Annotated in this window: 33 protein-coding genes and 1 pseudogene; 23 read left to right on the top strand and 11 right to left on the bottom strand. The window is 65.4% G+C overall.

Translation table 11 applies throughout. From position 1 onward, the window contains the following. Window positions 1–100: 100 nt before the first annotated feature. The 4 genes from EO136_RS02355 to EO136_RS02345 are packed head-to-tail and all read right to left on the bottom strand — an operon-like array spanning window position 101 to window position 1,168. The gene (locus EO136_RS02355) at window positions 101–349 is read right to left on the bottom strand and encodes a hypothetical protein (RefSeq protein WP_127142870.1); all 249 of its coding nucleotides are present in this window, start codon (window positions 347–349) and stop codon (window positions 101–103) included. Continuing rightward, on the bottom strand, window positions 346–513 hold the full coding sequence (locus EO136_RS18515; RefSeq protein WP_164730404.1) for a hypothetical protein: 168 nt from the start codon (window positions 511–513) through the stop codon (window positions 346–348). The genes EO136_RS02355 and EO136_RS18515 overlap by 4 nt, the downstream gene beginning before the upstream one ends. Next, window positions 510–773 carry a hypothetical protein gene (locus EO136_RS02350; protein WP_127142869.1) on the bottom strand — a complete coding sequence of 88 codons (264 nt, stop codon included), beginning with the start codon at window positions 771–773 and terminating at the stop codon, window positions 510–512. Before EO136_RS02350 ends, EO136_RS18515 begins: the two co-directional genes overlap by 4 nt. After that, on the bottom strand, window positions 770–1,168 hold the full coding sequence (locus EO136_RS02345) for a hypothetical protein (protein WP_127142868.1): 399 nt from the start codon (window positions 1,166–1,168) through the stop codon (window positions 770–772). Before EO136_RS02345 ends, EO136_RS02350 begins: the two co-directional genes overlap by 4 nt. Before the next feature lie 158 nt (window positions 1,169–1,326). Here EO136_RS02345 and EO136_RS19075 point away from each other — a divergent pair, with 158 nt between their 5' ends. Continuing rightward, the gene (locus tag EO136_RS19075) at window positions 1,327–1,503 is read left to right on the top strand and encodes a superinfection immunity protein (protein ID WP_206513254.1); all 177 of its coding nucleotides are present in this window, start codon (window positions 1,327–1,329) and stop codon (window positions 1,501–1,503) included. A gap of 4 nt (window positions 1,504–1,507) precedes the next feature. On the opposite strand, the gene EO136_RS02335 is transcribed toward EO136_RS19075, so the two are convergent. Continuing rightward, window positions 1,508–2,233, bottom strand: coding sequence for an XRE family transcriptional regulator (locus EO136_RS02335; RefSeq protein ID WP_127142867.1), 726 nt, complete (start codon window positions 2,231–2,233; stop codon window positions 1,508–1,510). Between the two features lie 1,122 nt (window positions 2,234–3,355). Between EO136_RS02335 and EO136_RS02330 the strand changes: the two genes are divergently transcribed. The 4 genes from EO136_RS02330 to EO136_RS02315 all read left to right on the top strand — a co-directional run bounded on the left by EO136_RS02330 (window position 3,356) and on the right by EO136_RS02315 (window position 6,749). After that, window positions 3,356–3,856 carry a phage regulatory CII family protein gene (locus tag EO136_RS02330; protein WP_127142866.1) on the top strand — a complete coding sequence of 167 codons (501 nt, stop codon included), beginning with the start codon at window positions 3,356–3,358 and terminating at the stop codon, window positions 3,854–3,856. Continuing rightward, complete coding sequence (locus EO136_RS02325; RefSeq protein ID WP_127142865.1) at window positions 3,853–4,131, top strand: hypothetical protein; 279 nt, start codon at window positions 3,853–3,855, stop codon at window positions 4,129–4,131. The genes EO136_RS02330 and EO136_RS02325 overlap by 4 nt, the downstream gene beginning before the upstream one ends. Continuing rightward, window positions 4,131–5,687: a Spo0J and IME4 domain-containing protein gene (locus EO136_RS02320; RefSeq protein ID WP_127142864.1), complete on the top strand. Its 1,557-nt coding sequence runs from the start codon at window positions 4,131–4,133 to the stop codon at window positions 5,685–5,687. Before EO136_RS02325 ends, EO136_RS02320 begins: the two co-directional genes overlap by 1 nt. 579 nt (window positions 5,688–6,266) lie before the next feature. Then, entirely contained in the window at window positions 6,267–6,749 is a 483-nt protein-coding gene (locus EO136_RS02315) for a hypothetical protein (protein WP_127142863.1), read from the top strand. A gap of 29 nt (window positions 6,750–6,778) precedes the next feature. Here the strand turns inward: EO136_RS02315 and EO136_RS02310 are convergent, their stop codons facing one another. Further along, window positions 6,779–7,867, bottom strand: a complete 1,089-nt coding sequence (locus tag EO136_RS02310; protein WP_246018253.1) for a pentapeptide repeat-containing protein — start codon at window positions 7,865–7,867, stop codon at window positions 6,779–6,781. 110 nt (window positions 7,868–7,977) lie between these two features. Here EO136_RS02310 and EO136_RS02305 point away from each other — a divergent pair. The 3 genes and pseudogenes from EO136_RS02305 to EO136_RS02295 form a co-directional block, all read left to right on the top strand. After that, a pseudogene (locus EO136_RS02305) lies at window positions 7,978–8,220 on the top strand (DUF2312 domain-containing protein); the annotation flags it as partial. A gap of 124 nt (window positions 8,221–8,344) precedes the next feature. Further along, the gene (locus tag EO136_RS02300) at window positions 8,345–8,752 is read left to right on the top strand and encodes a GNAT family N-acetyltransferase (protein ID WP_246018252.1); all 408 of its coding nucleotides are present in this window, start codon (window positions 8,345–8,347) and stop codon (window positions 8,750–8,752) included. Continuing rightward, complete coding sequence (locus EO136_RS02295; protein ID WP_127142859.1) at window positions 8,749–9,051, top strand: hypothetical protein; 303 nt, start codon at window positions 8,749–8,751, stop codon at window positions 9,049–9,051. The genes EO136_RS02300 and EO136_RS02295 overlap by 4 nt, the downstream gene beginning before the upstream one ends. A gap of 77 nt (window positions 9,052–9,128) precedes the next feature. Here the strand turns inward: EO136_RS02295 and EO136_RS02290 are convergent, their stop codons facing one another. Further along, complete coding sequence (locus EO136_RS02290) at window positions 9,129–9,938, bottom strand: hypothetical protein (RefSeq protein ID WP_127142858.1); 810 nt, start codon at window positions 9,936–9,938, stop codon at window positions 9,129–9,131. 323 nt (window positions 9,939–10,261) lie between these two features. Between EO136_RS02290 and EO136_RS02285 the strand changes: the two genes are divergently transcribed. Together EO136_RS02285 and nusG are read left to right on the top strand one after the other, a co-directional pair. Further along, a complete protein-coding gene (locus EO136_RS02285; protein WP_127142857.1) occupies window positions 10,262–11,218 on the top strand; it encodes a hypothetical protein in 957 nt (318 codons plus the stop codon). A 57-nt stretch (window positions 11,219–11,275) separates the two neighbouring features. Then, window positions 11,276–12,043, top strand: a complete 768-nt coding sequence (nusG, locus tag EO136_RS02280) for a transcription termination/antitermination protein NusG (protein WP_127142856.1) — start codon at window positions 11,276–11,278, stop codon at window positions 12,041–12,043. Between the two features lie 235 nt (window positions 12,044–12,278). Here nusG and EO136_RS02275 read toward each other — a convergent pair whose 3' ends face one another. From EO136_RS02275 to EO136_RS02265, 3 genes are read right to left on the bottom strand one after another with little or no spacing between them, the layout of a single operon-like run. Next, a complete protein-coding gene (locus EO136_RS02275; RefSeq protein ID WP_127142855.1) occupies window positions 12,279–12,551 on the bottom strand; it encodes a hypothetical protein in 273 nt (90 codons plus the stop codon). Between the two features lie 60 nt (window positions 12,552–12,611). Then, a complete protein-coding gene (locus EO136_RS02270) occupies window positions 12,612–12,848 on the bottom strand; it encodes a hypothetical protein (RefSeq protein ID WP_127142854.1) in 237 nt (78 codons plus the stop codon). Window positions 12,849–12,898: 50 nt separating this feature from the next. Then, complete coding sequence (locus tag EO136_RS02265) at window positions 12,899–13,147, bottom strand: hypothetical protein (protein WP_127142853.1); 249 nt, start codon at window positions 13,145–13,147, stop codon at window positions 12,899–12,901. Window positions 13,148–13,322: 175 nt separating this feature from the next. Between EO136_RS02265 and EO136_RS02260 the strand changes: the two genes are divergently transcribed. The 11 genes from EO136_RS02260 (at window position 13,323) to EO136_RS02210 (ending at window position 23,367) form a co-directional block, all read left to right on the top strand. Beyond that, entirely contained in the window at window positions 13,323–13,988 is a 666-nt protein-coding gene (locus EO136_RS02260; RefSeq protein ID WP_127142852.1) for a helix-turn-helix domain-containing protein, read from the top strand. Beyond that, entirely contained in the window at window positions 13,981–16,080 is a 2,100-nt protein-coding gene (locus EO136_RS02255) for a phage terminase large subunit family protein (RefSeq protein WP_164730400.1), read from the top strand. The genes EO136_RS02260 and EO136_RS02255 overlap by 8 nt, the downstream gene beginning before the upstream one ends. Window positions 16,081–16,089: 9 nt before the next feature. Then, window positions 16,090–16,335 (top strand): hypothetical protein, encoded by a 246-nt coding sequence (locus EO136_RS02250; RefSeq protein WP_127142850.1) that lies wholly within the window; start codon window positions 16,090–16,092, stop codon window positions 16,333–16,335. Beyond that, a complete protein-coding gene (locus EO136_RS02245; RefSeq protein WP_127142849.1) occupies window positions 16,332–17,945 on the top strand; it encodes a phage portal protein in 1,614 nt (537 codons plus the stop codon). The genes EO136_RS02250 and EO136_RS02245 overlap by 4 nt, the downstream gene beginning before the upstream one ends. A 12-nt stretch (window positions 17,946–17,957) precedes the next feature. After that, entirely contained in the window at window positions 17,958–19,547 is a 1,590-nt protein-coding gene (locus EO136_RS02240) for a S49 family peptidase (protein WP_127142848.1), read from the top strand. Between the two features lie 83 nt (window positions 19,548–19,630). Further along, window positions 19,631–20,308 (top strand): head decoration protein, encoded by a 678-nt coding sequence (locus EO136_RS02235; protein ID WP_127142847.1) that lies wholly within the window; start codon window positions 19,631–19,633, stop codon window positions 20,306–20,308. Between the two features lie 47 nt (window positions 20,309–20,355). Continuing rightward, window positions 20,356–21,408, top strand: a complete 1,053-nt coding sequence (locus EO136_RS02230; protein ID WP_127142846.1) for a major capsid protein — start codon at window positions 20,356–20,358, stop codon at window positions 21,406–21,408. Between the two features lie 86 nt (window positions 21,409–21,494). Then, entirely contained in the window at window positions 21,495–21,950 is a 456-nt protein-coding gene (locus tag EO136_RS02225) for a helix-hairpin-helix domain-containing protein (RefSeq protein ID WP_127142845.1), read from the top strand. Window positions 21,951–21,953: 3 nt separating this feature from the next. Further along, the gene (locus EO136_RS02220; RefSeq protein ID WP_127142844.1) at window positions 21,954–22,271 is read left to right on the top strand and encodes a head-tail joining protein; all 318 of its coding nucleotides are present in this window, start codon (window positions 21,954–21,956) and stop codon (window positions 22,269–22,271) included. After that, on the top strand, window positions 22,271–22,918 hold the full coding sequence (locus tag EO136_RS02215; RefSeq protein WP_127142843.1) for a DUF6441 family protein: 648 nt from the start codon (window positions 22,271–22,273) through the stop codon (window positions 22,916–22,918). Before EO136_RS02220 ends, EO136_RS02215 begins: the two co-directional genes overlap by 1 nt. Then, a complete protein-coding gene (locus tag EO136_RS02210) occupies window positions 22,915–23,367 on the top strand; it encodes a hypothetical protein (RefSeq protein WP_127142842.1) in 453 nt (150 codons plus the stop codon). Before EO136_RS02215 ends, EO136_RS02210 begins: the two co-directional genes overlap by 4 nt. A 210-nt stretch (window positions 23,368–23,577) precedes the next feature. On the opposite strand, the gene EO136_RS02205 is transcribed toward EO136_RS02210, so the two are convergent. Continuing rightward, window positions 23,578–23,817, bottom strand: coding sequence for a hypothetical protein (locus tag EO136_RS02205; RefSeq protein ID WP_127142841.1), 240 nt, complete (start codon window positions 23,815–23,817; stop codon window positions 23,578–23,580). A 137-nt stretch (window positions 23,818–23,954) separates the two neighbouring features. On the opposite strand from EO136_RS02205, the gene EO136_RS02200 reads away from it, so the two are divergent. Further along, entirely contained in the window at window positions 23,955–24,935 is a 981-nt protein-coding gene (locus EO136_RS02200) for a phage tail tube protein (RefSeq protein ID WP_127142840.1), read from the top strand. Beyond that, window positions 24,935–25,357 carry a hypothetical protein gene (locus tag EO136_RS02195; protein ID WP_127142839.1) on the top strand — a complete coding sequence of 141 codons (423 nt, stop codon included), beginning with the start codon at window positions 24,935–24,937 and terminating at the stop codon, window positions 25,355–25,357. Before EO136_RS02200 ends, EO136_RS02195 begins: the two co-directional genes overlap by 1 nt. Window positions 25,358–25,379: the final 22 nt, after the last annotated feature.

Below are 25,379 nucleotides of genomic sequence, written 5' to 3'. Positions count from 1 at the left end.
TCAGAATCCGCTGGACATCGGTCTGGGTGATGATGGCCGGGCGCGCTACCATGTCGACACCATGGCCGCGCGCTCGGGCATCGAGGGAGAGATGTTGCCCTCAGCCATTGGCCTTCTCCAGTCTGCGGTTGGCGGCGTTGATCCAGGAGGCGAAGGCCGAGGCGTAGCCCATGGTGGCGGTGCCGGCCGTTCCGGCCATGCGGATCTCGTATGTGCCCCCGGTGAAGCGTGCCACGCCGCCATTGCGGCTGGCGAAGTCCTGGGTGGCCGCGTCACCGGCGCCCTGGCGCTGGAGCGCTTCGGCCGCGCACAGGAGCACCGCCAAACGGGATGCGGTCTCGGGCCTCACTGCCTGTCCCTCTTGATCTTGCGGATCTGCGCCTCGGCATGGCGCTCGATGGCACGCATCTCGCGTTCGGCCGCGGCCGGGGTGGCGGCGACGATGCGGACGATCTCGCCGTCAGGATAGCTCTCGGACGGGGCCAGGTAGATCCGGAAGCGGGTTTGGCTCATCGCGCCCTGCCGGCCGGTCGCGGGCCGGCGATCTTTTTGACCACGAGCTTGGCGCGGACGCCCTCGGGCAGGCGCTCGAGGACATTGCGGAGCTGCTCGCGGGTGCCTTGCCAGGCATAGGCCCTGTGCTCGGTCAGGGTGCCGTCCTGGACGGCCTGGTGGAGATAGAGCCCGTCACGGGTTTGCAGCCGGAATTCGGGCAGCAAGGGCGCCTGGGCGTGCTTGGCCAACCGATGGCCGGAGACGTTGAGGGCGGTCATGCGTGCGCCTCAGTATCGAAGCTCTCGACGATGCGTGCGGTGGCCTCGAGGGTCGAGCAGCCGGCGCCGGAGCGCAGGCCTTGCCAGGCCTGGCAGATATCAGCGACGGGGATGGAGACCAGGAGGGTGCGGCGGGTGCCTTCCACGTCCTCGCGGGCGAGGTCGTCCTGGGCGGCCTCGTGGGCCTGGCGGACGAAATCGGCATTGGCGCGGGTGCGCGCGCCGACCCCATATAGATCTATCTCGAGATCGGAAAAGCCGTATTCGTCGCGCAGCCGATCACGGGTGGCGAAGTTGGGGCCCATGTCGCGGCAGGCATCGGCCATGCGCGCAATGATATTGGTCTCGGGCTTGAAATTGGGCCGGACGGTGCCGGGCTCGAGCGTGTGTAGCATCTCTGCCTCCAGTGGTGAAACTGAAGGGGATGCTAATGCGGTTTAAAAACCGCGTCAACTGATGCGGATAAAAACCCGCATATCCTGGCGACGGCCGCTACTTGCCTGCTCGCACGCAGTTGGTAGAATATGAACGATCAAACTTGGGGGGGGTAGCAGTGGAGATCGGTCTACTTTTGCTGGCATACTTTCTGCCGTCGCTCATCGCGGTGATGCGTGGGCATCAAAGCTGGGGGGCCGTACTGGCTCTTAATGCACTTTTGGGCTGGACAGTTCTTGGTTGGATCGGTGCATTCGTTTGGGCATTTGTGAGCGTGCAAAAGCCGAGCGTTTGAAAAGCTAGATGCCGAAGAGTTCGTTCAAGTCCATGACACGATGGACCGCTGTGACGAACTTGAGCGGGATCTCGATGGTACATGCAGGATTCAGTTGCTCCAGCAAGATTTTGTCAGCCGTCCGGCGGCGGTAGATCTTGATGTAAGCTTGGCCTGGGTCGTCGTTCCAAGACCGGGTCTGCACAATCACCGTGTCTCCTGGAGCGGCAGGATGCAGAGGGTGCACGAACCTTAGTTCGCCCGGATTATGGCGCGGAGCCATTGAATCGCCTTCCACCAATATTGCGTAAGCGTCTTTCACGTGCTCCAGCGCAGGAGGCCGTCGGACGTATTGGATGACGCTGCCTTCGATCTGAAAGCCTTCAACTTCTTTGCCATTGTCTTCAGGGTGAATTAGCGTTCCCGCTGCAGTGCCGAGTACGGGTATGTCCTGTCGCATCTGTTGTGCCATGGGGTAGGGCACGTCTGCTGGGCTAAACTCATCCGACTTTGCAGCGGGAGGAATGTGCGACTCGCCATCTCCAGTTCCCCAAAGCAGCCACTCACGCTGAACCCCGAGTGCGCGCGCAATCAGATTGATCGTTTCGGATGTGGGATTGGCACGATCCCCCTTCCTTAGAATTCCGCGTATCAGGTCGGGATTCGATGACACTGAAAGCGAGGCAGCCCGCGGGGAGAGCTTCAGTTGTGTCAGGCGGGATTCTATACGGGTGATCAGTGTTTCGCTCATGTGCGGTAATATAACCGCGCCACTTCTTTCATGGGCAGCGGTTTGTGAGCCGGGTTGACGCGGATTAAAAACCGCATCAGATTGCGCGCATGCTGCTAGCAAATCTCGTGACCCTCTTTGATGTGTATTGCGCCGCCACGGGCAAGTCCCGCGCTCGGGTGTCGACGCTTGTGTTCAACCAAGGCTCCAAGTTCGATCTGATTTGCTCGGGAGCTGACGTTTACACCAGGCGCTACGAAGCGGCGGTCACTTGGTTCTCCGAAAACTGGCCTGACGGCTGCGATTGGCCTGCATCGGTGAGCCGCCCGCGCGTGCAGGAGCCCGCTCAATGACCGCGCGCCACGCTCTGGCCTCAATTGCTCACAATTGTTTGACTGTCCCTTCTGCGGCGGACCTTCCCGTGGCGGGGCGGGGCCGGTCAGCTTCCCGAGCCCCATCTTTGGCGCTGACCGGTCCGTTTGCCGCTGCCGGGATATTTCCGGCGCTTGCTTCATTTCCGCTTTTCCTGACATATGCCGGTTCCTCCAAACTGGTGCACTACGCCGCCCTGGAGGCGAGCCGGCCGGGCCGCTGCGTCCCCACGTGCTCACCGGCCGGCTCATTTTCTGCCCGCAGGGCCCCGCACGGGGTTGCCCGTAGCCGCAGGTTCACTCAATTTCACCTCGCCCCTTCCGCGTGGAGCCTCCCACCGGCAGGGCAGGGCCGGCCGACCCTTGGATTGCCCTCTTGCGGGTCGGCCGGCCCGTTCTCGCGTGCCGCGCGACCCACTTTCCTTGCCTCGGCGATCCGTGTCAGCGACAATGGCCGCGTCAGGCACGGTCGATCCATACGTGTCGGGCGCGCGGGCCGGCCGGCCTTTCGGGTCTCCACTTGCGAGCTGGCCGGTCCGCACTCGCCCGCATGGTACAGTTTCCCAGCTTCCCGGGTGCTGCTGATTAACCTCCAGTGGTCCGGGAACCGGCCCTGCGCTCCTAACCGCGCCGGGTCGGGGCGTCGGCGGATTTCCATGCCCTTGCCGCCGGCGCCAGCCTCTGGTTTCGCACCGCGCTGGCACGCGGTCATGTGTCTTGTCTCAGCAAGTCTGACTCATCGCGGCCTGTGCAGGGCCGGGGAGGGGATCGCATGAAGATCCCGCTCTGGCTCAAGGTCAAAGCCGCCACGGCCGAGTCGATCACTGATGCCGGCGGCAACAAGGTGTGCGCCGCTGCGGTGACGCGCATCGACCGGGTGGCCACGTTTTCCGACTATGCCAATGACGCCGAGATCAAGCGCGTGATCGCGCTCGATACGGCCGTCGAGCTCGACGCGTTCAACATGCGCGCGGGGCGCGCGCCCCGCCTGATCGCCTTGGCTGCGCGCGAGCTCGACCATTTCCTGGTGCCCATGCCGCGTGCGGGCAAGGGTTCGGCTCTCCTCACCCGGCTTTCGGCAGAAGCGATGCGCAAGGTCTCGCAGGTCTTCGCTGACCTTGGCGCAGCGCTGGAAAATGATGGCTACATCAGCCTGGCCGAGGACGAGCAGCTGCACGAGGCGATCGCCGAAGCCCATGCGGTTCTGGCGGCGCTGGACGAGCAGATCACCGCAGACCGGATGGCCGCAGAAGCGAAGCAGGGCGGATCATGAGCCTGCCCCGGTATGCCCGCATGCGCGCGGCCCGGCGCGCGGCGCAGTCCACGCTGGCAGCGATGGACCGGCCGGTCTCAGGGCAGCTGATCCTGCGGCCCAATGAGGATCATTGGGTGCGGATTTCGGTCAACGGCATCGAGGTGTTGATCCATCGGGCCCAGATGGACCGGCTCGAAGCGCTTTTCGGCGCCGCGCGGCGGGAGATCGAGGCGGACGAGTACCGCTCGGGCGATCGATTGCGCATGCACACGGTACAGTTGGGGGGCTTTTGATGCTTGAGTTCCATCCGCTTGCCGACCTGTTTCCGCTGATCGAGGGCAGGGAGTTCGACGAACTCGTCGCGGACGTGAAGGCGCATGGGGTCCTCGAGCCAGTCGTTATCCACGATGACAAGATTCTCGACGGGCGCAACCGCTATCGCGCGGCCCTTGCCGCGGGCGTCATCGATGAGACGGCGCCCCCCGACTATGGCGGCTGGGCGCGGCCCTACGGGTTTCAGGTCTATGGCTGGCCCGAGCCGTCATCGCCGCTCGCCTGGGTGCTGGCAAAGAATCTGCACCGCCGGCACCTCAATGAAAGCCAGCGCGCAATGGTGGCGGCCAAGATAGCGCGGCTTGAAAGAGGCCGCCCCCGGACCCAGGACAAGCCAGCACCCGAAAAACCGGCAGATTTGCCGGTTTCCAAAGATGCATCGATCAAACAGGCCGATGCCGCTGACGCGCTGCATGTTTCGGAGCGCTCAGTGCGCACGGCCCGGCAGGTAATCGAGAGCGCTGCGCCTGAAGTGGTGGCCGCAATCGAGCGTGGGGAACTGACGGTGTCGGCGGCCGTCGACCTTGCCAGTTTGCCACTTGCGCAACAGCAGGAGGCGATCCGGAACGCCGATCCCGCAGCGCTCTATGCCGTCATCAAGCAGGAGCGGGCGAAAAAGCAGGAGGACAAAAAGCGCCGCCGGGCGGAGCGGGAAGCCGAGTTGGGGCGGCGCCAGATGGCTTGGCCGGAAAAGCGCTATGGCGTGATCCTGGCCGATCCCGAATGGAAGTTTGTGGTCTGGAATGAGGATTCGGGTTCGGACCGGGCGGCCTCGAACCACTATCCGGTCAGCGATACCGAGGCGCTGCTCAAGGACCGCGCGGCGATGATCCGCGCCATAGCCGCGCCCGATAGCCTGCTTTTGGTGTGGGCGACAGCGCCGATGACCGAGCATGCTTATGCATTTGCGCGCGCCTGCGGGTTCGTGCCGAAAACCCACTTCGTGGGCGTCAAGCCGCATGCGGGCACGGGGTATATCGCTCGGAACCGGCATGAGTTGCTTATCTACGCGACCAGAGGCGACATTCCCGGGCCCGCCATGGGCGAACAGTACGATTCCGTTTTCGAGTTTCCTGTCGGCGTCCACAGCGAGAAACCCGATTTCGCGCACCAGTTGGCGGAAGCGTACTTCCCCAATCTGCCCAAGATCGAGCTCAATGCCCGGGACGCGAGACCTGGATGGGACGCGTGGGGGCTGGAGGCGCCGGATCAAGATGATCGGGGATCTCTTTCCGGTGGAGAGAGTACAGCGCACCAAGGCGCTGAGGTGGCGGCGGCGAGGTATCGAGCCGAGCTGGAGCGGATCGGTGATCAGTTCGGCAATCTCTCCATGGCCGAGGCCACGACAGCGCTGCGCCTGGGGCGCGAGGCCGGTGTCTCGCCTTACGCGATCGCCGAGGATCTCGGGCACCCAGTGGGGACCGTCAAGACCTGGCTCAACCGGCTGGGGCTAACCGATCTCGGCCGTATGAAGGCGATCAATGCCAGGGCCGCAGCGAAATGGGGGGCGGCATGATTTCCACCATCAAGAGATGTGCAGGAACCCATGGCCCGGCATTGCGCGGTGAACGGTGGCTGGCGCTCTGGTTCGTCATTGGGCTTGTTTGGCGGCACGTCACGCTCGGGCTCCTTGAGCGGTTTGCGCTTCTTGTGGACCGGGGGGATGCCAGTGGGCACGTCCTGGTTAGGGATGCCCTCCGGCACTTTGGGCGGCCTGGGGGGCTTGCCCGGTGGGATATCGGACATGGCCAGCCGCTGGGGCGGATTGTGCTCGTCGGGGTTGGGGACGGGTTCATCGAGGGGCGGGATGTCCTGCCCCGGTTCGCGCACCGGTGTGTGGTCCGGTTCGTCTTCTGGCGGCAGATCCTCATCGGGTGGCGGCATCGGGATGGGCTGGTCGGGATCGGGAATATGCGGGGGCCGTTTGGGCGGCTCGCCCGGTGGGACCTGGGTGGCGTGCATCACAGTCATGACGTGACTCCTCTTGCCTATTGCAGGACCAATGACCCGGCAGCCGTCGGGGTTCCGCAGTCCAGGCCAGGAGGGCAGGGCAGATGACGGGCACCATGGCGAAAAAAGCGCATGGAGCGGCGCCATGAGCTTTGCCAACCTCATCCCGGTCCAGAAGGTGGTGCGCGAGCGCAATGGCGGGGTCGCGGCCTCGCTCCAGAAGCTCGGGGGATCGCCGGCCAAGCTGCACCTGACGTTCAAGGCCGTGCTGCTCCAGGAGTTGCGCTGGCGCTATGACGACCGGTTCGCCGTGCTTCTGGGCCAGCGCGAGGATCTGGGGCGCATCCGGCTGCGCGCGGACCCTGACGGCTCGGCGGTGCTGGTTCGCCGGCAGATCCGGTGGGACCATGATTTCGGGGACATCAATCTCGGGATCGTCTCGGTGTTTCCCGACCGGAAAGAGGCGAGCGCCAATTGCCGGCTTTTGCGCCTGCCCGAGGGGTGGGTCGAGATCGTGCTGCCGCGCTGGGGCCATGCCGGCGGCGGCGCGCGGCGCGGGCCGGGGCGGCCGCCCAAGGCCAGCACGGACACCACCAGCCCAAGCGAAACGAGCGAGGCATTGCCATGAGCGATATCGGGATCGGGCGCGAGCAGCTGTCAGGCTGTGAACGACTGAGTTTCAAAACCGCGAGATGTTATCGGCCCTGGTTTGGCTCTCCGGGTGCTGAACAGCTTTGCGGCAGGCAGTTCGGGAAAACCAGTGGGTCGAAGGTTGTCCAAGTACCAACACGCTTCGATGGCGGGCAACGGGTTTTGCAGCAGAGTACATTGCGTCAGGTCGCATTCAATGAACTCGATGTTCTCGCAGGCAAAAGTCGCGCGGGCGAGATCGCACTGAGCAAACCTGACGATATTGTGGGACAAATGGCCCCGATCGGCGCCTGGAAGGTTAAACACAGCGCCGGAGAGTTCGCAGTCGACAAACTGCGCCGTGTCCAGCCTGCAAGCCACGAACCGGGTTCCCTCGAGGTTGCCTTCCAAGAAGATTGCTCCGTGGAAGAAGCACTCTTCGAAGTGAACGCCTGCAAAGTAGGCTGGCAAGCGCCGACGGTCAGTCCATATCGCCACTCTGGACAGGCTGGCCCCGCGTGCCGGCACGTTCTGCTGAGCCATGGACTCCAAGACCTCAGAGAATGCCTCGAGGGCAAGGCACACATCATCTGGGGTTATGCCGCCCGGCGGAGGAGGCTCGGCTACGAACCTACCGATCGGCATCTCTGCTCGCGTCTTCGATCCTCCGGTGTAGTATTGACGTTGCTCCTCCCAAGAGGCGGAGGTCGCTCTCGCCATGTACGAAGAGAGAGTCCGAAGCACATGGTCGCCATAGAGCGACGGTGCGGCCCGCCCGACATCACGAAGGATCAGAACGCCACCGATGCAAGCGGAAATTCCTTCGCGATCAATCAACTGAAGGCCCTTCTCGAAGCGGCCTGCCAGTTCCGTGGTCCTGCTCTGCTCGAGTGCGAGCTGGCCATTTCTTACCGCTTCAAGGGCCGCAGCAGTATTTCTCTCGGTCGCTCTCGTCCGGACGTAAAGCAGCCAAATCGCCCACACGCCCAACAGGCTCGCCGGCAGCGTCACTGCAAGATCGTAAATGGTCGCGTCAGCCGGGAACGCTGGGAGCTGGTGCCGAAGGCCGACGTGGACAATCACCACCACCATCACTGCCAGCGCCGCGATCAGCACGAGCAAGGGCCGGTCAATCCTACGTCTTTTGTCGTTCCCCATCGGCGCCCCCCGAATGACATCGGACGCAATAGTGGGTGCCGGCATGTGCAGGTCAAGAGGTGGGCGTCATGAGCGATATCGGGATCGGGCGCGAGCAGCTACGGGCCTTTATCGAGCGTATCGAGCGGCTCGAGGAGGAAAAGGCGGCGATCGCCGACGACATCAAGGAGGTCTATGCCGAGGCCAAGGCCACCGGTTTCGACACCAAGGTGATGCGCCGGGTGGTCAAGCTGCGCAAAGAGAACGCCCAGGAGCGGGCCGAGTTCGAGGCGATCCTCGATCTCTACATGCATGCGCTCGGGATGATCGACGACGCGGCCGTTGCCGATCCGGAGACGGGCGAGGTCGATGGCGAAGATCTGCGCGAGCCCACGCGGGCCGCGCGGCATGGCAGCCCGGTCGGGTTCGATCTCGGGCCCGGGGTCTGACGTGACCATGCCCATCCGCCATATTCCGCTCCTGGGCGAGGACGATACCGCCTGGCGCTATGTCTCGGGCATGTTCCGGTTCGGACAGGACGCGGGGCATTTCGATCGTCATCGGCCAGAGCCCACGGGCGACGAGCAGGCGATGCTGGCGCAGACCTCGGCCGGCGTACCGGTGGGGTTCGTGACCTATTTCTACCTCGACGAGGGAAAGGTCTGGATCGACCTGGTGTTCGTCGAGCGCGAGCACAGGCGGCTGGGGCTTGGCAGCGCGATGCTGGAGGCGGTGCTGGCGCGCAGCTCCGGCCGCAAGCTGATGCTGGGCACCTATCCGGGCAATGCGGCCATGCGGGCGCTGGCGGCGCGCGCGGGCTTTGGCGTCGATCATCTCGTTTACCAGTGCGAGGTGGACGTATGAGCGCCGACAAAGCCCAACGCGACGAGCTCGTTTCGCTCGAGGTGTTCGTGCATCGCCGGACGCCCGGTGACAAGGGCGGGCTGCTGGTTTCGCCGGACGGCAATGAGGACTTGGCGCGCTGGATCCCCAAGAGCCAGGTGACCGAGGAGAGTGTCGAGCGGGCCGGGCAGCCGAACAGGGGCGGGCGCCTCGTGGACTACATGGCCGTGCTGACCCTGCCGCGCTGGCTCGCCGAAAGCCGGGGGCTGGACCCCGAGCACCGGGCCAAGGGCACAGACGATCTGTTTGGGGGCACGTGATGCGCCGGCGCCTGGAGAACAGGAAGGTCATCCGACGCTCGACTTTGGCAGCGGCCGGTCGGCCCGGGGGCCCAACGTCAGAGCTGGGCGTGGTGGCGAGCGATATTGGCTACTGGCCAGCCGGTGCGCAGGTCGACACAGTTCATGATACGGCCGCAACGGAACTGTCGTTCTGCATTCCTGAGGTAGCACCACGCGTCGATATGCTCACCGGAGTCATCGACCCCCATTACGAAGATGTCGCGTTTGGATATCGCGCCGACATTGTCGGCGTACTCGATCCGATACTCGCGGAAATGGCCCTCGGGGGGGATATCGTTCCGAGTCTCCGGATGGACCTGCCATTCGAGCGCGTCGGCCAGATAGTCTACCGCGTCGCCGAGCTCATCTTCAGCCTCGTGAACCAATTCGCGGAGGATATTGGCGCGCTCACCAGCTGCGTCAGTGTGGAAGTGCCACAGTTCGAACAGCTGCATGAAGTTCTCGCGCCAGCGCTGCGCTTGGGTCAGCATGCTGCGGGCGTTGGTGAGATCTTCGGGCGCGACGTCTGCCATCTCGATGGCACGGAGCCGTTGGGCCTCCATGGTCACCTCCCGCGCATGTGCGCGATGAGGTTCGGCAAATGCATTCCAGTCGTCGGCGGTTCTCTCAAGATATCGGGACTCTTCTGGGCCGCCATCAACGCGCATCACCCCGACGGGCCGGCGCTTTATCTGCCTTTGTTGCGCCTGGACCTCGATAGGAGAGTGAGCCGGCGCCCGGTAACTGGTGGAGGCAGGCGAAGCCTGCTCTGCGCTTCGGACCTGCCGCGCTTCCCGCTCTTTGGCTGGCCAAAGCCAGAAGGCCAGTGCAGCAATCGGCCCGCCCGATGCGGCCACGCCGATCATGCGAGAAGTCATGTCGCCATCTACTGCGAACCCCGCAGCGAGAATGGCTATCACCATCATAGCCGCCAAAACGGCAAGCAGCCTTCGAACCGTTCGCATGGAGCCCCCCCATGTCGGCCTAGATTGCCAACACGCGCGGACAGGCGCAAGTCCTTGCGGATGATCGCCGAAGCGGGGTCGGCGTGACCCGACCAGGCCCTGCAACCATCCTTTTCGATGAGCTGACCGCCGCAGGCGCAAGCCCCAGGACGATCCGCGCCGCGCTTATGCGGCTTGATGCGTGGTACGCCCAACCCGCTGGCGAACGCGCTGAGAGCGACCTGTTGGCCATCAATCCCGACGCTAGCAGCCCCCAACCGTCGGCTTTTGTGCAAAACCCGACGGTTGGGGACGAAAACCCGACGGTAGGCGCGCAACCGTCGGGTTCAAAATTCGTGGCCGACGGCAGGATGCACGACTGGGCCGACCCGGACGCTCTGGCCCGTAAGCGCGACCCAATGCTCTTGCGCCGCGCCATTGAAATCGTGCCGGGTTTGACGAGAAAGCGACGCGCGGCCGGCCTCGCCATTGTAGACCGCTACAACAGGAAAACCGGGCGCTGTGACGCTGCAGCCGAGACATTTGCCGGCGATGCCGGGATCAATCGGGACACCGTTTTTGCGGCTCTGCGCGTGCTCAACTCGCTTGGTCTGGTGGGGCGGGTCACCTATGGCGGCAATCACCACGCAAACGCCTATTTCTTCGGCTGGGCGGAAGCGGCCCATATCGTCAAAACGGGGCAACCGTCGGGAACCGGGTTCAAACAACCGTCGGAAACCGACACAAACCCAGTAAGTATATATAACCTCTCTGCCACTGGAGATGCTGCAGGGCGCGCGAGGCCGGCGCCATCGGTGCCGCAGGCCTGGCGCAAGCGGGCAGGGCGGGGACCGGACCGGCTGGCAGGCCAGCGCGAGCTTTCGATCCTCGGTGTGGCCCACGGGGCCGGGCCCGTCGCTCCGGCTGTGCCGCTTGCCGGCGGCGTCGCGCTCAAAAAGGCCCGGGAACGCGTGCACCGGGACTGGAATGGCCAGCACAACGGGCTCGGGCAGACGCCCGGCATCCGGCCCCCGGCAGAGCTCTGGGAGCGGGCGGTGCTCGCTGAACGGGACAGGCCCGGCTCGGGTATTCTGCTTCTCAACCAGGCGCTGGAGCCCAAAGCCCGGGAGGAGCGCGGCGCGATCGAGGTCTCGCCCCAGCTGGCAAACCTCCTCCGACGAACCGGGACCGGGCCGCCCTAGCGCAGCCAGTCCCGCGCTTGCCCTTTCTCGCCAGATCTCGTTTCCCCAGGACCGACCATGCCGACGCTTCGTCACCGCACTGCCATTGCCCGCATCAAGGCCGACGCCCATCGGCTGACCAAGCGCGAGCGCGAAAAGCTGGGCCTGCCGGCCGAGCCGGTGCGCCGGGCCGATGAACCGCCCGCGTTTCCGGCTGACCCTGCGGGCTATGCCTGGTTCGCGCTGACCACCTTGCCCCGGCAGGAGGCCGCCGTGGCGCGCAAGCTCGCCCGGATGGGCTATGCCGCGTTCAATCCGGTCGAGATCGTGAAGGCGCGCAGCTGTCGGCAGATGAAGTATCGGCGAAAGGCGCGAGAGCGGGCGATGCTGACCTCGATGGTGCTGGCCGGGTTTCCCGGGCGCACCGTGGTTCGCCATCTGCCGGCGCATGAGGTGGCCGACCAGTGCGGGGGCAGGCGGATGGTCGCGGCGCGGGAGCGGCGGACGGTGGTGGCTGACGTGCCCTGGTTGTCGATCCTCGATATCCCCGAGGTCATTGGCGTTGTGGGGATCGGCGGGGTGCCTCGGCCTGTGCCCCTCGGGAACATCCTCGCGCTTCATGCTGCCGATGGTCGGCGCGGGACCACGCGCAACTGGCAGCCGGTAGAGGGCGACATCGTCGAGCTCGCGCACGGACCGTTCGCAGAAATTGCCGGGAAAATTGTCGAGCTTTCGGAGGGCAAGGCCAAGGTCGTGCTGTTCGGAAAGGGCCTGTTTGCGGGCAAGTCGGCCCCGATCGAGGTCGCCGAGAGCTGGCTCAGGTTGACCGCCAACGTTGACGCCTAGGTTGACCGGTTGACACTGGGCCGATTCCCGACGAACTTTGGCGTCGACCCTCGAAGTCGACCGCGCCGGCGCTGCCGGCCAAGACCGACGGAACCGCTTGACGGAAGCCCGCGGACTTCGATGTGGACCCGGTGCCCGAATGCGCGAGAGCGCAGGGACTCGACAAGGGTGCCGGGAGGCTTGTGTCCGTAGCCACGGCATGGCCTAGGAAGTGCGCGAGGCACCAGCTTTCAGATCAGCGCGTCAGTGTGCCCCAGCTGGGATCCCACTCCACGCCTGGCTCAAGCTCAACGTAGACAGCTTGGCCGGCATCTTGACCTTCCAGACGGCTTTGGGCCAGCTGGAGGGCTTCGGCAGCCGGCATTTCTTCGCTGGGATAGTAGGCTTCCGGATCATCTTCGGCCTCGATCTGCCGCACGGTGCCCTGCACCTGGTCACCACTGCGCACCAATCGGACGACAAAGGCCCGGGCCGGGGCCGGGAAGCTGTATTCGGTATAGCGAGCCATTTGCCCTCCATTGATCGGCTTGATGTCTGAGGCGTGCGGTTCAGTGAGCAGGCAACTGGCTCAGTTCCGCACCCTCTGGGTCGCAGGAGGGTGTGCCTCGAGCCGGTCCAGGGCTTCGCCATATTTTCGAGCGACCTCCAGATCGAACTCGTAATCGACGCTGGTCATCTCGTAGTTGTAGACCTCTTCAGGCGTCAGGCCAGCTTCGGCGGCGAAGTCATCGACCTCCATGCCTAGCGACAGGCGCCGGTTATGGTCGCCCTTGGGCTGGCGGTCTGCTGGGTCTACCGGGGTCATTGGAGGTCTCCTGGGTATGGAATTGGGTGATGAGCGATGGTGCGTGAGAACTAGTCTCTGCGACGATCCTTGTCGTCGTTCTCGATCATCTCCTCAATCGCGTCGTTGGCGCTGTTGATGCCCTCCTCCGCATCCGACGGTTCGGCGGGGGAACGATCGCGCGGGGAAGGCTTCTGCCGGTCTGGTTTAGCCGGGTTCGTGCCCTTAGAGCCGGGGGTTTGGCCGAAATGCGTACCACCGAGATGTTCACCAGTGCTGGTGTTCTCGAGGCGCTGCTCTTGCCAATCTTTTTTGGCCATCTCGCATAATCCTTTCGATGGGTTCGAGATGGTCCAACGTTGCAAGCGGCCCCTCGTTCCTTACCCCGGGGGCGACTTAACACCCGTTGCCGGGCAGGGCGCACCCATCCCGAGCGGGTCCTTCCCCGACCCCCAACCGCATGCGGGCGGGCTGAGTGCGGGATTTTTCTGAGTTTTGGCAAAATTGACAGGGTTGACCGAGTTGACGGACGCGAGCGCGCCAGTTGACGCCAACGGCCTTTGGGTGTCGCTGGCCGAAGCGGCGGCACATCAGAAGGTGAGCCGGCAGGCGGTGCACAAGCGGGTGAGCCAACTGGTCGAGGCGGGCAAGCTCTCGACCCGGCCCGGGCCACGCGGCACGCGGCTCGTGAACCTGGCGCTCTACCTGCGTGCGGTCCGCGAGGAAACGGATCCGGCCCAGTACCTGCGCAACCGGACCGACGCGCCGCTGCTCGAGCCCGATGAGGACGACGAACCCGAGCGCGCAGCGCCCGAGCCCGGGCGGGACGGCAAGGCAGGCGGCAAGTCCACCGGGGCGACCTATCACGACGCGCGAGCCCAGCGGGAGGCGTTCAACGCCGAGAACGCGCGGCTCGACCTCGAGGAGCGCCTGGGCCGGCTGATCGACAAGGCCGACGTCGAGGCGAGCACGATGACGGTGTTCCGCCGGCTGCGCGATCGCCTGCTCTCGATCCCCTCGACACTAGCCGATCGGCTTGCCGCGCAGCCGGACGCACGGGCGGTCCGGGTGCTGCTCGATACCGAGCTGCGCACCATGCTCGAGACGCTCGCCACCGAGCTCGACGACCTGGGCGAGGATGAGCCGGGCTACGATGCCTGATCTCGAAGCGGCGAGCGCAGGACGGATTGCGGGCAATGGCCGGATCGTCTTTCGGGGGGCCGCGGCAGGGCTGAGGCCGGACCCGCGCGAAAAGGTCTCAGCCTGGGCCGAGAAGCACCGGATCGTTCCGGACATGGGCTCGCTGCCCGGGCCCTGGCGCAACGGCACGGCGCCATACCTGGTCGAACCGATGGACGCGCTTTCGCCGGACGATCCGTGCGAGCAGGAGGTCCTGATCAAGCCCGCCCAGTCCGGCGGCTCGGCGGTCGCCGAGAACTGGATCGGCTACATCATGCACCGGGCGCCTGGCCCGATCATGTATGTCCAGGCGACGGTCAAGGCCGCAAAGGACTGGTACCAGGAGAAACTCGGGCCCACGATCGATGCGACGCCCGTGCTCAGCCCGCGCCGCGGCGGGGTGGTCCTGCCCCAGCGCACCCGGCTGGGCGAAGGCTCCACGGCCGAGCGCATCCGGTTCAAGAGCGGGTTCATGAACCTTGCGGGGGCCAACTCGGCCGCATCGCTGCGCCAGCACTCGATCCGCTACATGGTGCGCGACGACCGATCGGCCTGGACCGACAACGCCGACAATGAGGGCGATCCCCGCGATCTCTCGGACAAGCGCCTCAAGACCTACAAGGTCTTCGGCATGGCCAAGGTCCTTGATGTCTCCTCGCCCAAGTTCGAGGGCGCGGACATCGATGCGGACTTCAAGCGCTCGGACATGCGGCGCTACTACCTGGCCTGCAAGGCGTGCGATGCGCTGACCGACTTCGAGTTCGAGGACCTGGTCCACGAAGGCAAGCCTCCCTTTCGGGCGCGGCTGGTCTGCCCTGGCTGCGGGGCCGAGCACTTCGAGGCCGACAAGCCCGAGATGGTCGCCCTGGGCCGGGCTGCGTGGATCCCGACGCGCCCCGACCCCGAGACCGGGGAAGTCCCGCCAAAGACCATCCGTCGGTCGGAGGTCGATGACTGGCGCAGCGGTTGGGAGGCCGGGCACAACGGGGTCAAGGGCTTCGCGATCACCGGCGTGATGAACACGTTCGACCGCTGGGACAATCTGCTGGCGCTGGCAGCCGATGCGGGGGACGATCCGGTCAAGGTCCAGCCCTTCCAGAATTCGGACCTGGGGCGTCCCTACAAACCCAAGACGGACGTGCCCGAATGGGAGGTCCTCTCGGCGCGGCGCGAGGGGGACTGGCAGCGGGGCCTGGCGCCGGCCGGCGTCCTCTATGTGACCCTGACCGCGGACGTCCAGGGCGACGGGATCTACTGGACCTATCTGGGCTGGGGTCCCAACAAGCAGTGCTGGCACCTCGACTACGGGTTCTGCGCCGGCCCGACGGATGTCGCGCTCGAGGGGGCGTGGCCCAAGCTCGACATGATCGCCGATCGCGGCATCCGGTTCGGGTCGATGCGGCTGGCGCCCGACATTGTTGCCGTCGACTCCGGCTATAACGCCGAACCGGTCTATGCCTGGGTCCGGCGCCGGCAGAACGCCCTGGCGGTCAAGGGTGACGATGGCTGGTCCAAGCTGCCGATTTCGCGGGCCCAGAGCCCGGAGATTCGCAAGCATGGCCTGTCGGCCGGCAAGGCCCGCAAGTTCGGCATCAGGGTCTGGATGGTGGGGACCTGGGGCATCAAGGGCGCGCTGATGAACTATCTGGCGCGCGGCCCCCGCGAAGGCGAGAGCGGCCTGCCGACGGGCTTCCAGCATTTCCCGGCCAATGCCGAGGAGGAGTATTTCCGCCAGCTCGTGAGCGAGTATGTCGCGACCGAGGAAAAGAACGGCGAAAAGCGCCGGTTCTGGAAAAAGCGACACGAGAACCACTGGCTCGACTGCAACGTCTATGGCTGGGCGCTCACCCACTATGTGGGGCTATGGTCCTGGGATGAGGCGCGCTGGGAAGAGCGGGCGCGCGAGCTCGCCGAGATGAGCGCCGAAGCCGAGCCCGAACTCTTCGGCCCGGCGATCACCTCGGCCCCCGGCGTCCAGCCGGTCAGCGAACCAGAACCGGCCAAACCGGCCCGTGCCCTGGGCGACAAACCGCGCGACGATGGCCTGGACGCCCTGGCCAACCTCAACCGCTAGGAGAGAGCGATGCACCATCGGCCCATAGCCGAAATCGAAGCCGATCTTGCCGCGCTGCGCACTGCCCGGACCAAGCGTCTGGTCAGTGGTGCCCGCACCGAGGTGAGCTATGCCAGCGGGGGCATCAAGCGCGAAGTGGTCACCCTCGAGGAGGTCAACCAGGGGATAGCGATGCTCGAACTCGAGCTGGCTCGCGCAACGGGCAGGCCCTCGGGCCTCGGGCCCATCCGGGCCGGTTTCGGGGGTCGCCTGTGACCAAGCCTGTCGTGCGTGTGAAGGCGGGGGACGGGGCCGGGGACAGCGCGCGGCTGATGGCCACGGTTGCCGTGCCGCGCTCTGCCTATGCGGCCGCCGACCAGGGCCACCAGTCTCTGGCCGGCTGGATGCCGCCCATGCAATCGGCCGATGCGGAATGGCTGCGCGATCGCGATGTCTCGGTGTCGCGGATCCGCGATCTCGAACGCAATGACGGGTGGGTCTCGGCCGGCATCGATCGGCAGGTCGACATGCTGGTCGGGGGCGCGCTGCGTCTCAATTCCAAGCCCGACGCCGATGCGCTCGGGATCAGCCATGAGGCGGCGCACGAGCTGGGTCGGTCGATCCAGACGGTCTGGCGCGACTGGGCCGACGATCCGATCTTTCGTTCCGACGCCGAACGCCAGCAGACCTTTTCGGGGCTTGCCGGCATGGCAGCGCGCGAATTCGTCGGCATCGGGGAGGCGCTCGGCGTCCTGCGCTGGAAGGAACGGGCGGGCTGGGACTTTCGCACCGCGCTCCACATGGTCGATCCCGACCGGCTCTCGAACCCCTATGGCCAGCCCGACAGCGAATTCCTGCGCAAGGGCGTGGCCAAGGACGAGGATGCGGCCCCGATCGGGTACTGGATCCGGCGCGGACACCCCTCGGATGTCTTTGGCATGAACTCGGACCCGTTCACCTGGGACTATTTCGAGCGCTGGCACGAGACCGAGCTGGGCTGGCAGCGTCCCGGCGTCGTGCACCTTTACGACAAGCGCCGGCCGGGTCAGTCCCGCGGGGTCTCGCGGCTGGTCGCAAACCTCGTCAAGACGCGCATGTTGTCGCGCTATTCGGAAAGCGAGGTCAGAACCGCTGCGATCAACGCCTCGATCATCGGGGCGATCTACACCCAGCTCGGATCTGAATATGCGGCCGAGCGGCTGGGCAATGACGATTCCAATGTCGACTGGTCGGGGTTCAATACCCAGCGCGCCGAGTTCTACAAGAACCGCCAGGTGCTCGATGAGGCGCGGTTCCTGACGCTGTTTCCGACCGACAAGCTCGAGATGAACACCGAGCCGCGCCAGACGGCTGGATATCCGGCCTTCCAGCGTGCCTTCCTCCAGGGGCTCTCGACCTCGCTCGGGATATCCTACGAGCAGCTCTCGATGGACTGGAGCCAGACCAATTATTCCTCGGCCCGGGCGGCGCTCAACGAGGTCTGGCGCGGGGTCCAGCGCCTGCGCTCGATCCTCATTTGGGGCTTTGCGATGCCGATATTTGCGGCCGTGCTCGAGGATGCGCTCGATCGTGAGCTCGTCGACGTGCCACGCGGTTGCGCCGACTTCTACGAGCGACCTGCGGCCTGGCTGCGCTCGCAATGGATCGGCCCGGGGCGGGGCTTCATCGATCCGGTCAAGGAAGCCCAGGCCAGCGCGCTGCGGCGCGCGGGGCGGATTTCGACCCTCGAGCGCGAGGCGGCCGAACAGGGCGAGGACTGGGAGTTCCTTCTCGAACAGATCGCCCGCGAGGATGCCGAGTTCGCGCGGCTTTCTGTCGATCCGCCCTCGACCGACACCAAGATCATGAGCCGCACCGACCTCGGCAACGACCAGCGGCCAGACTAGGAGCCCATCATCATGACCGATCTCGACCTGGCGCTGCGGCGTCCGGGGCAAGTCCTGCTGCTCGAGCGTGGCGCGGCCTCGGCGCTCCTCGAGCGCACCCTTGCTCACCAGCGTCCCGGGCGCGGGCTGTTGGGTGGGGCGCTTGCGGCCCTCGGCCTGGGTGCAGATCGCGGCGAAATCCGCGAGGAGCGGCCGCGCGTTCTGGGGCTGCCCTCGCTCCGCTGGACCGAACCGGACGATTATGGCGATGGCTATGCGATCGTCGACGGGGTGGCGATCTTCGACGTCCAGGGCGTCCTAACCCCCGAGGGGTACTACGATTGGTGGGAAGACCGCTGGGCGGGCGGGTATGCCCAGATCGGGGAAACCTATGCGGCGGCCCAGGATGACGAGCGCGTCCGGGCGGTGCTGGGGCGGGTCAATTCCCCCGGTGGCCTCGTTGACGGGTGTTTTGACCTGGCCGAGGATCTGCGGGCGCGCAATGGGGCCAATGGCGGCAAACCCTTCTGGGTGCACGCGTCGATGGCCTGTTCTGCCGCTTATGCGCTGGCCTCGAGCGCGGACAGGATTCTGGCGCCGCGCGAGGGCGATGTGGGCTCGATCGGTGTCGTGGTCATCCACATGGAAATGGCCGAATGGCTGGCCGAGATCGGGATCAAGGTCGAGGCCATCCAGTCCGCGCCGCGCAAGACCGATGCCGCCGGCTGGAAGCCGCTTTCCGAGGATGCGCGCGCTCATCTGCAATCGGTTGTCGACCAGGTTGCCCGGCGGTTCGTCGCGGTCGTCGAGGCCGGCAGGGGGCTGAGCGCGGATGATATCCAGGCCACCGAAGCGCGCTGGTTTCTTGCAGAGCACGACGATCCCGTGATGTCGGGGCTGGCCCTGGGGCTGGTCGACGAGATCGCCAATGAACGCGCGGCCTTTGCCGCGCTTGTCTCTTCCCTCGAGCTTTCGGGGGCTCCCGCGGCCGGGGCCGCATCCATCCAGACAGAGGAAACCACAATGTCTCTCCAGGACGAAATCGCGGCCCTGCGCGCCAGGGCCGCCAAGGGCGATGCCGGGGCCAAAAAGCGCCTGCGCGCGCTCAACATCCCGATCAAGGCAGCCGCCGATGACGAGGAGGCGGAAACCGAGGACGAGGACACCGAGGCCGAACGCGAGGAGGAAGACGCCGAGGGCGAGGACAAGGACAAGGCAAAAAAGGGAAAGAAGGGCAAGGCGGCCGAGGACGATGAAGAGGCCGAGGACGACCCCGAGGACCCCGAAGCCGAATCCGGCGATGACGAGGAAGAGGCCGAGGACGACGAGGACCGGGAGCCTTCGGCCAGGGCCGTGGGCACCAAGGCCGGGTTTGCGTTGCTCAACTGCAAGGCAGCCAGGGGCCGCGACGGGCTTGCACGGCAGCTGGCGGCCAAGGTGGCAAACAAGAAGCTGACCTATGGCGAGGCGAAAAAGATGCTCGGCGCGGCTCCGCGTGGGTCGCGCCTGGGCAGCGCAATGGACGGTCGCGACCGCAATCCCGGCGCTTCCCATGGCGGTGCAAAGTCGGGCCAGGGCCTGGCGGCCGCCGTCGATCGGCTGAATTCCAAGCGCAAGCGCTAACCCGCGCCCGCCCGATCTTCGGGCGCCCGCGCGGTGCGGACGCCCTCCTTCATCAATCCGAAACATTGCAAGGAGGCTGAGCCATGCTCGGCAAATCGTTCACGGTGGGCGCACCCAAGCTGCTGACCGCGTTTCTCAAGTTCGAGACCGACCCTCAGTTCTGCCGTGAGGAGCTCGTTCTGCTCGCCGGCAGCTCCGGGCCCCGAAAGATCGAGATCGGCACGCCCCTGGGCCTGGCGACCGATGGTGACCCGGAGGCCTCGGCGTTGGCCGGCAACACCGGCGATGGCACGATCGCGCTGGCCGACCCGGCCCTGGGCTCGGGCGTGGTGCCCGGCATCTACCGGGTGCTGTGCATGGACGTCGGCACGCCCGCCGTCTTCGAGGTCTTTGATCCGGCCGGCGTGTCGCTCGGTTCGGTCGATGCCGGCGATCCCTTCGACGACGTGGTCAAGTTCACGATCACGGCGGGGTCCGAGGCCTTCGCTGAGGGTGATGGGTTCGAGATTGTCGTGCCCGAAGGCACCAAGGCCAAGGCGTGGGATCCCGAGGCGACCGACGGCAGCCAGATCTTCCACGGCTTCGCGCTGGTCCGAACGGCCGCGCCCGAAGGCGCGGACAGCCGCATCCTGGCCCTCGAGCAGGGCCCAGCGGTCGTCCTCGAGGACGAGATCGTCTTTCCCACCGGCCTGCCGGCAGAAGACCGGCTCGCGCTGATCACGGCAGCCAGGGCCAAGGCCATCAAGGTCCGGCGCGGCTAGGGCGCCCCGGCCATCCCATTTCTGACTGACAAGAAGGAACGGCGATCATGGATCCCGAAGATTTCAACTTCTCTTATACCGCGACGGACCTCACCGAGCAGGTCAACCGCGTGCCCAACACCTATGGGCTGATCCTGGCCCTGGGCATCTTCGATACCGAGGGCGTGATCTCGACGGTCGTCGAGATCCGCATTGAGGACGGGGTGCTGCGCGTCCTGCCGACCAAGGAACGCGGGGCGCCCGGCACGCCTGGGGCACGCGAGACGGGCAAGACCATCTATATGGAAGTGCCCCACTTCCCCGACCAGGACCTGATCACACCTCAGGACATCCAGAACATGCTGATCCTCGTGGGCCGGACCAAGCGGCCCGCGACGCTCGACGATGAGATGGCCAAGCGCCTCGCCAACATCCGGCGCAACCATGACATCACGCTCGAATATCTCCGGATGAGCGCGCTCAAGGGGCTGCTCAAGGATGGCAACGGCCAGACGATCTACGACCTCTACGATGTCTTTGACAGGCAGAAAAAAGTCATCAATTTCGACCTGACCAATGCCAACACCGACGTCATCTCCAAATGCGACGAGGTCTTTGGCCACATCGCCGAGAACCTCAAGGGCGAGACGATGTCGGGCGTCGAGATGCTGGTCGACAACAAGTTCTTCAACGCGCTGATCCAGCACGAGAAGGTCGAGAAATACTGGACGTCCAATCAGCAGGGCATCGCGGCGATCGCCCAGGCGGAGCGCGAGAACCTGGGCGGCCAGTACGGGCGGATCTTCGATTTCCAGAACATCCGCTTCCGCGAGTATTACGGCTCGGCGCCGGTCCGGAACGCCAACAATGAAGTTGTCAACGAGCGCTTCATCGAGCCCTTCCGGGGCCATGCCTATCCGATGGGGACAATGGACACCTTCAAGACCTGGTTCGCGCCGGCCAATGACATCCGGTTCGTCAACACGGTCGGGGCCGAGATCTACATCTCGCCCGAGATCCTCAAGCACGGCAAGGGCGTCGAGCTGCAGTCCGAGTCCAATCCGCTGGTCGTGCCCAAGCGCCCCGAGGTTCTCGTCGAGGTGCGCGCCAACGCCGCCTAGCCAGAAGCGTCCCGCGCTCTGGCAAATGCGGGTCCCGGCGCGGTGCCGGGGCCCTCTTCGTCCCGTTTTCCAAGGATTGAACGATCATGACGGACATCAAGACCATCAACGGTATCGGGCCGGCGACTGCCGCAGTGCTCGCGGCCAAGGGCATCGGGTCGATCGCGGCATTGGCGGCAGTGACCGATCCCGCCAGCGTCCTCGACACCGACCATTACACGCTCGAGCGGCTGAACGGCTGGATCGAGGAGGCCAAGGCTATCATGGCAAAAGCGCCAGCCGGTGCCCCTGAGCCAGCCAAGGCTCCCAAAGCCAGGGCGCGGTATGGAAAGGCCGGGCCCGGCAAGGGGGCGCGGAGTGCACGTGCCGGGCACAAGGGTGACCACAAGCGATCGGTCGTGCTCCTGGTCGATGAGGACGGGCTGGGCCGGCGCGGTGCCGTGGTCCGGGTCGCGCCGCGCCAGGCCGAAAAGCTCAGGGCTGCCGGCAAGGCCCGCCGCGCGACGCTGGACGACTTCCCCAGTGCACGGTCGAGGGCCTAGGCCATGCGCCGCGATCTCGTTCTCGAGGTGCTCGACGCTGCGAGCGAGGAGCTCTTCGAGGACGTGCTCTACACGCCCAAGGGCGGTGCGCAGGTGCCGCTGACCGGTGCGATCTTCGGGGTGGAGGTCGGGGCCGAGCGCTTCGAGATGTTCGGTGAACGCATGCGCACCGCCACCCATACGACCCGCGCGCTGCGCGCGAAGTTTCCCCAGCTTGCCCGCGGCGATCTGATCGATGACGGGCGGGCCTGGCGGGTGATCGATTTCGAGCCGATCGGGGACGGCCGCGAAGAGCTGATGATCGCGCTGGAGCAGGTCTGATGCGGTTACGCGCGGCGCTGACCGGCGATCTGGAGGTGATTGTCGCCCAGGAGCAAAAGGGGGCGGCGTCCGCGCTTTCGGGCGGCACCCATCGCGCCGCCGAGGCGCTCAAAGATCGATTGCGCCAGCTGGTGATGTCGACGCTCGGCTCGCGGAAGGTGGCGATGGCCTGGCGCAGCGCGACCTATCCGCGGCCGCCAAAGACCTCCATGGGGCCTGCGGCGAGCGTCTGGACCAATGCACCCAAGATCATCGACGCCTTTTCCAAGGCCCGGCTTGTCCGATCGGACAACGGGTTCTTTCTTGCGATTCCGTCACCCGACGCGCCCGAGAGCTACATGGGCCGGCCAGTGACGCCGTCGAATTTCAATGAGGAGCGCTATGGGCCCCTGCGCTTCGTCTATAGGCGCACCGGTCCCAGCCTTCTGGTCGTCGACGCGGTCAAGCGCACGCGAACCGGTCGCGTCGGCCGCCGCATGGCCAATGACGGGATGACCAAGACCGGGCGGTACCGCAAGGGCTACACATCGGTGGTGATGTTCTTTCTGGTCCCCTTCGTGAAGCTGCGCCAGCTCTGGGACCTCGAGGCCGAATTCGACCGCGCCCAGCACGAAATGGTGCGCTTCGTCATGGAGGCCTGGCAATGACCGAGCCCAGCAAGCGCGAGGAAATCCTCGAGGCCCTGCGAGTTGCGCTCGAGGGGTCACCGGTCGATCTGGCGCGCAACCGGCCCCTGGGGGACCTCAAGAGCACGATCGTCTCGCTCAACGATGGCGAGACCGAACTGGTCGAGGAGTATTTCAATCCCTCGCGCTACGAGTTCGTCCTCTCGGCCACACTCGAGATCGTCGTCGCGTCCTCTTTGCCCGAAGCAGGAGAGGCCGCCGAAAAAGGCGCGCGCGACGCTGCGCTCGATGCGCTGATCGAGACGCTTGTCGCCCGGTTCGAGGCCATCGAGACGATGCCCGATCGGGTGACTGACTGGCGCATGCTGCCCCCCAGCTTTGGCACCCAGGCGCTTCTGGGCGCAGCCGGCATGAAGGGCTGCGAGCTTGAAATCGAGATCGACTACTGGAGCGACCGCTCCTCCGGCTAGCGCCGGCTATACGTGCAACAGGAGTTATCGGACATGCAGGCCGACCAATCTTCGCTGCCGCCATGCGGCGCGGACTACACCGTTGATCCGGAACGGAGTCTCCCCCTCCCCAAGGAGAACTGGAAAATGTTTGTCGATGAACGCGGGCAGGTCTTCGCCCAAACATGGTTCGCGCCGGCCATTGTCTATGGCTGGGCTCGGATCGACCCTTCAGACCTTCCAAACGATCAGATCACTGCTTCTGATCTTGAACGTTTCGGGGTTACCGTCCACCGGGTCGACGGGGTCGCCGTTGCCGAGCAGAAACGTTGATGCCGAACTGGCCCTGCGCAGCCGCTCATTGCCAGTCTCCATCAGCGTCACGACAAACTCGGCATATTCTATGATGGTATGCTTGGCACCGCTTTCGTCGGTTGCCACGAACCGTCTGATCTCGCGCTGCTCGCTCATGTTCTCCTCCTTTGTGCTGGCTCGGCATCCAAGCAGGTCGCATTCACAAAGTCAGCGGGAACAAAGCCAGACTCGGCATTCGTGGTCCCTGACTCATCCCCTTCCACAATGCTCATGATTTCCGAAAGGATCTGACCATGTCCAAGATTCGCGCCGTGGGCGCCGATGCTGTTCAGCTGATCGGCATCGAAACAGCCTATGGAACCGCGCCTGACGGCTCGGGTGGCGGGGTCTATGCCCGTCTGCCCATGCGGTCTTACGGGCTGTCGCCCGAAACCAGTCTCGAGGAGGACCCGACCTGGAACCGGGGGACGCCCGATGCCGGCGATCCTGTCGAGGGGCCGATCGTCGTCCAGGACAACATGACCATGCCCATGTGTGCCCGGGCGATCGGTGCGGCGCTCAAGCTGGCGCTTGGCGCACCCGACACGACCGACAACGCCGACGGCACCTGGACCCACATCTTCACTTCCGGAGAGGTACTGCCCAGCTTTGCGATCCAGGCCGGCCATCCCACGCTGGCCACGCCCAAATGGCGCACGGTGCTGGGCGTGAAGGCCGGTGGGCTCAATTTCGACATGAGCCGGACGGGACGGGCGCTCATCGAGATCCCCCTCATTGGCCAGCGCGAGGTCAAGGACACGACCGGCGCACGTGATGCCGAGCCGGTCACCTATGACTATCTGCCGCTCGACAACATGGCCGGGTCCATCACAGTGGGGGGCGATGCGCTCGCCAGTGTCACCGCTGGTCGGTTCAGCTTCTCCAATACGCTCGAGCCGGTCGAAACGATCCGCGACGACGGTGTGATCGACGGAATCGACGAGGGTGAGCGGACCTGCTCTGGCGGGGTCGATGTGCGGTTCGGGGTCGACGAGACGCTCGAAGATCTTGCCGACGCCAAGGAACCCGCAGCGCTCGAGATGGCATTCACTTCACGCGCCAAGCCAGACTTCCATCTCAAGTATCAGTTGCCACGCACGTTTTTCTCGAACCCCAAGCGCCCGATCACCGGGCCGGGCGGCATATCCCAGTCCTGGCAGTGGCGCGCGGCCCATGATGGTGATGTGGGTTCGCTCCTCGTCGTCGTGCTCACAAACGACGTCGAGGCCTACTGATGCGGGTCGCAACGCAAAAGTCTGCCGAGGCGCGCGCGATCCCGCTCTATGACGGGGGTGTGGTGACCTCGCGTCCGGCGGATGCTGCCTCTGTCTATGCCGCGCGGGCGCGCGCCGATGCCCTTGTGGCGGCTCTTTCCGAGGCCGGCCATGCTGTCTCCCGGGCAGGCGGCGAAGTGCAAGGGGTCCCCGATCTTTCGGACGCTGTCGAGCGCCAGGGCGTCTGGGATGCCATGTTCGCGCTCTCGCTCGCCGAAATGCTGATCACCGGCTGGAGTGGCGTTGTGGCAGAGAATGGCGAGGCTCTGGAGTTTCGTTCCGATCGCGTGGTCCATCTGATGCGCGATGCGCGCGCCGCCGATCTCTATGTCGGCCAGATCCTCGAGCCCGAGCGGCGCAAGGCCGCGGAAAAAAAAAGCTAGAAGCTCTGGCGCTCTGGCATTT

Source organism: Pelagibacterium montanilacus (assembly GCF_003992665.1).
Classification (GTDB): Bacteria; Pseudomonadota; Alphaproteobacteria; order Rhizobiales; family Devosiaceae; genus Pelagibacterium; species Pelagibacterium montanilacus.
This window is presented reverse-complemented; position numbering and strand designations above follow the sequence as displayed.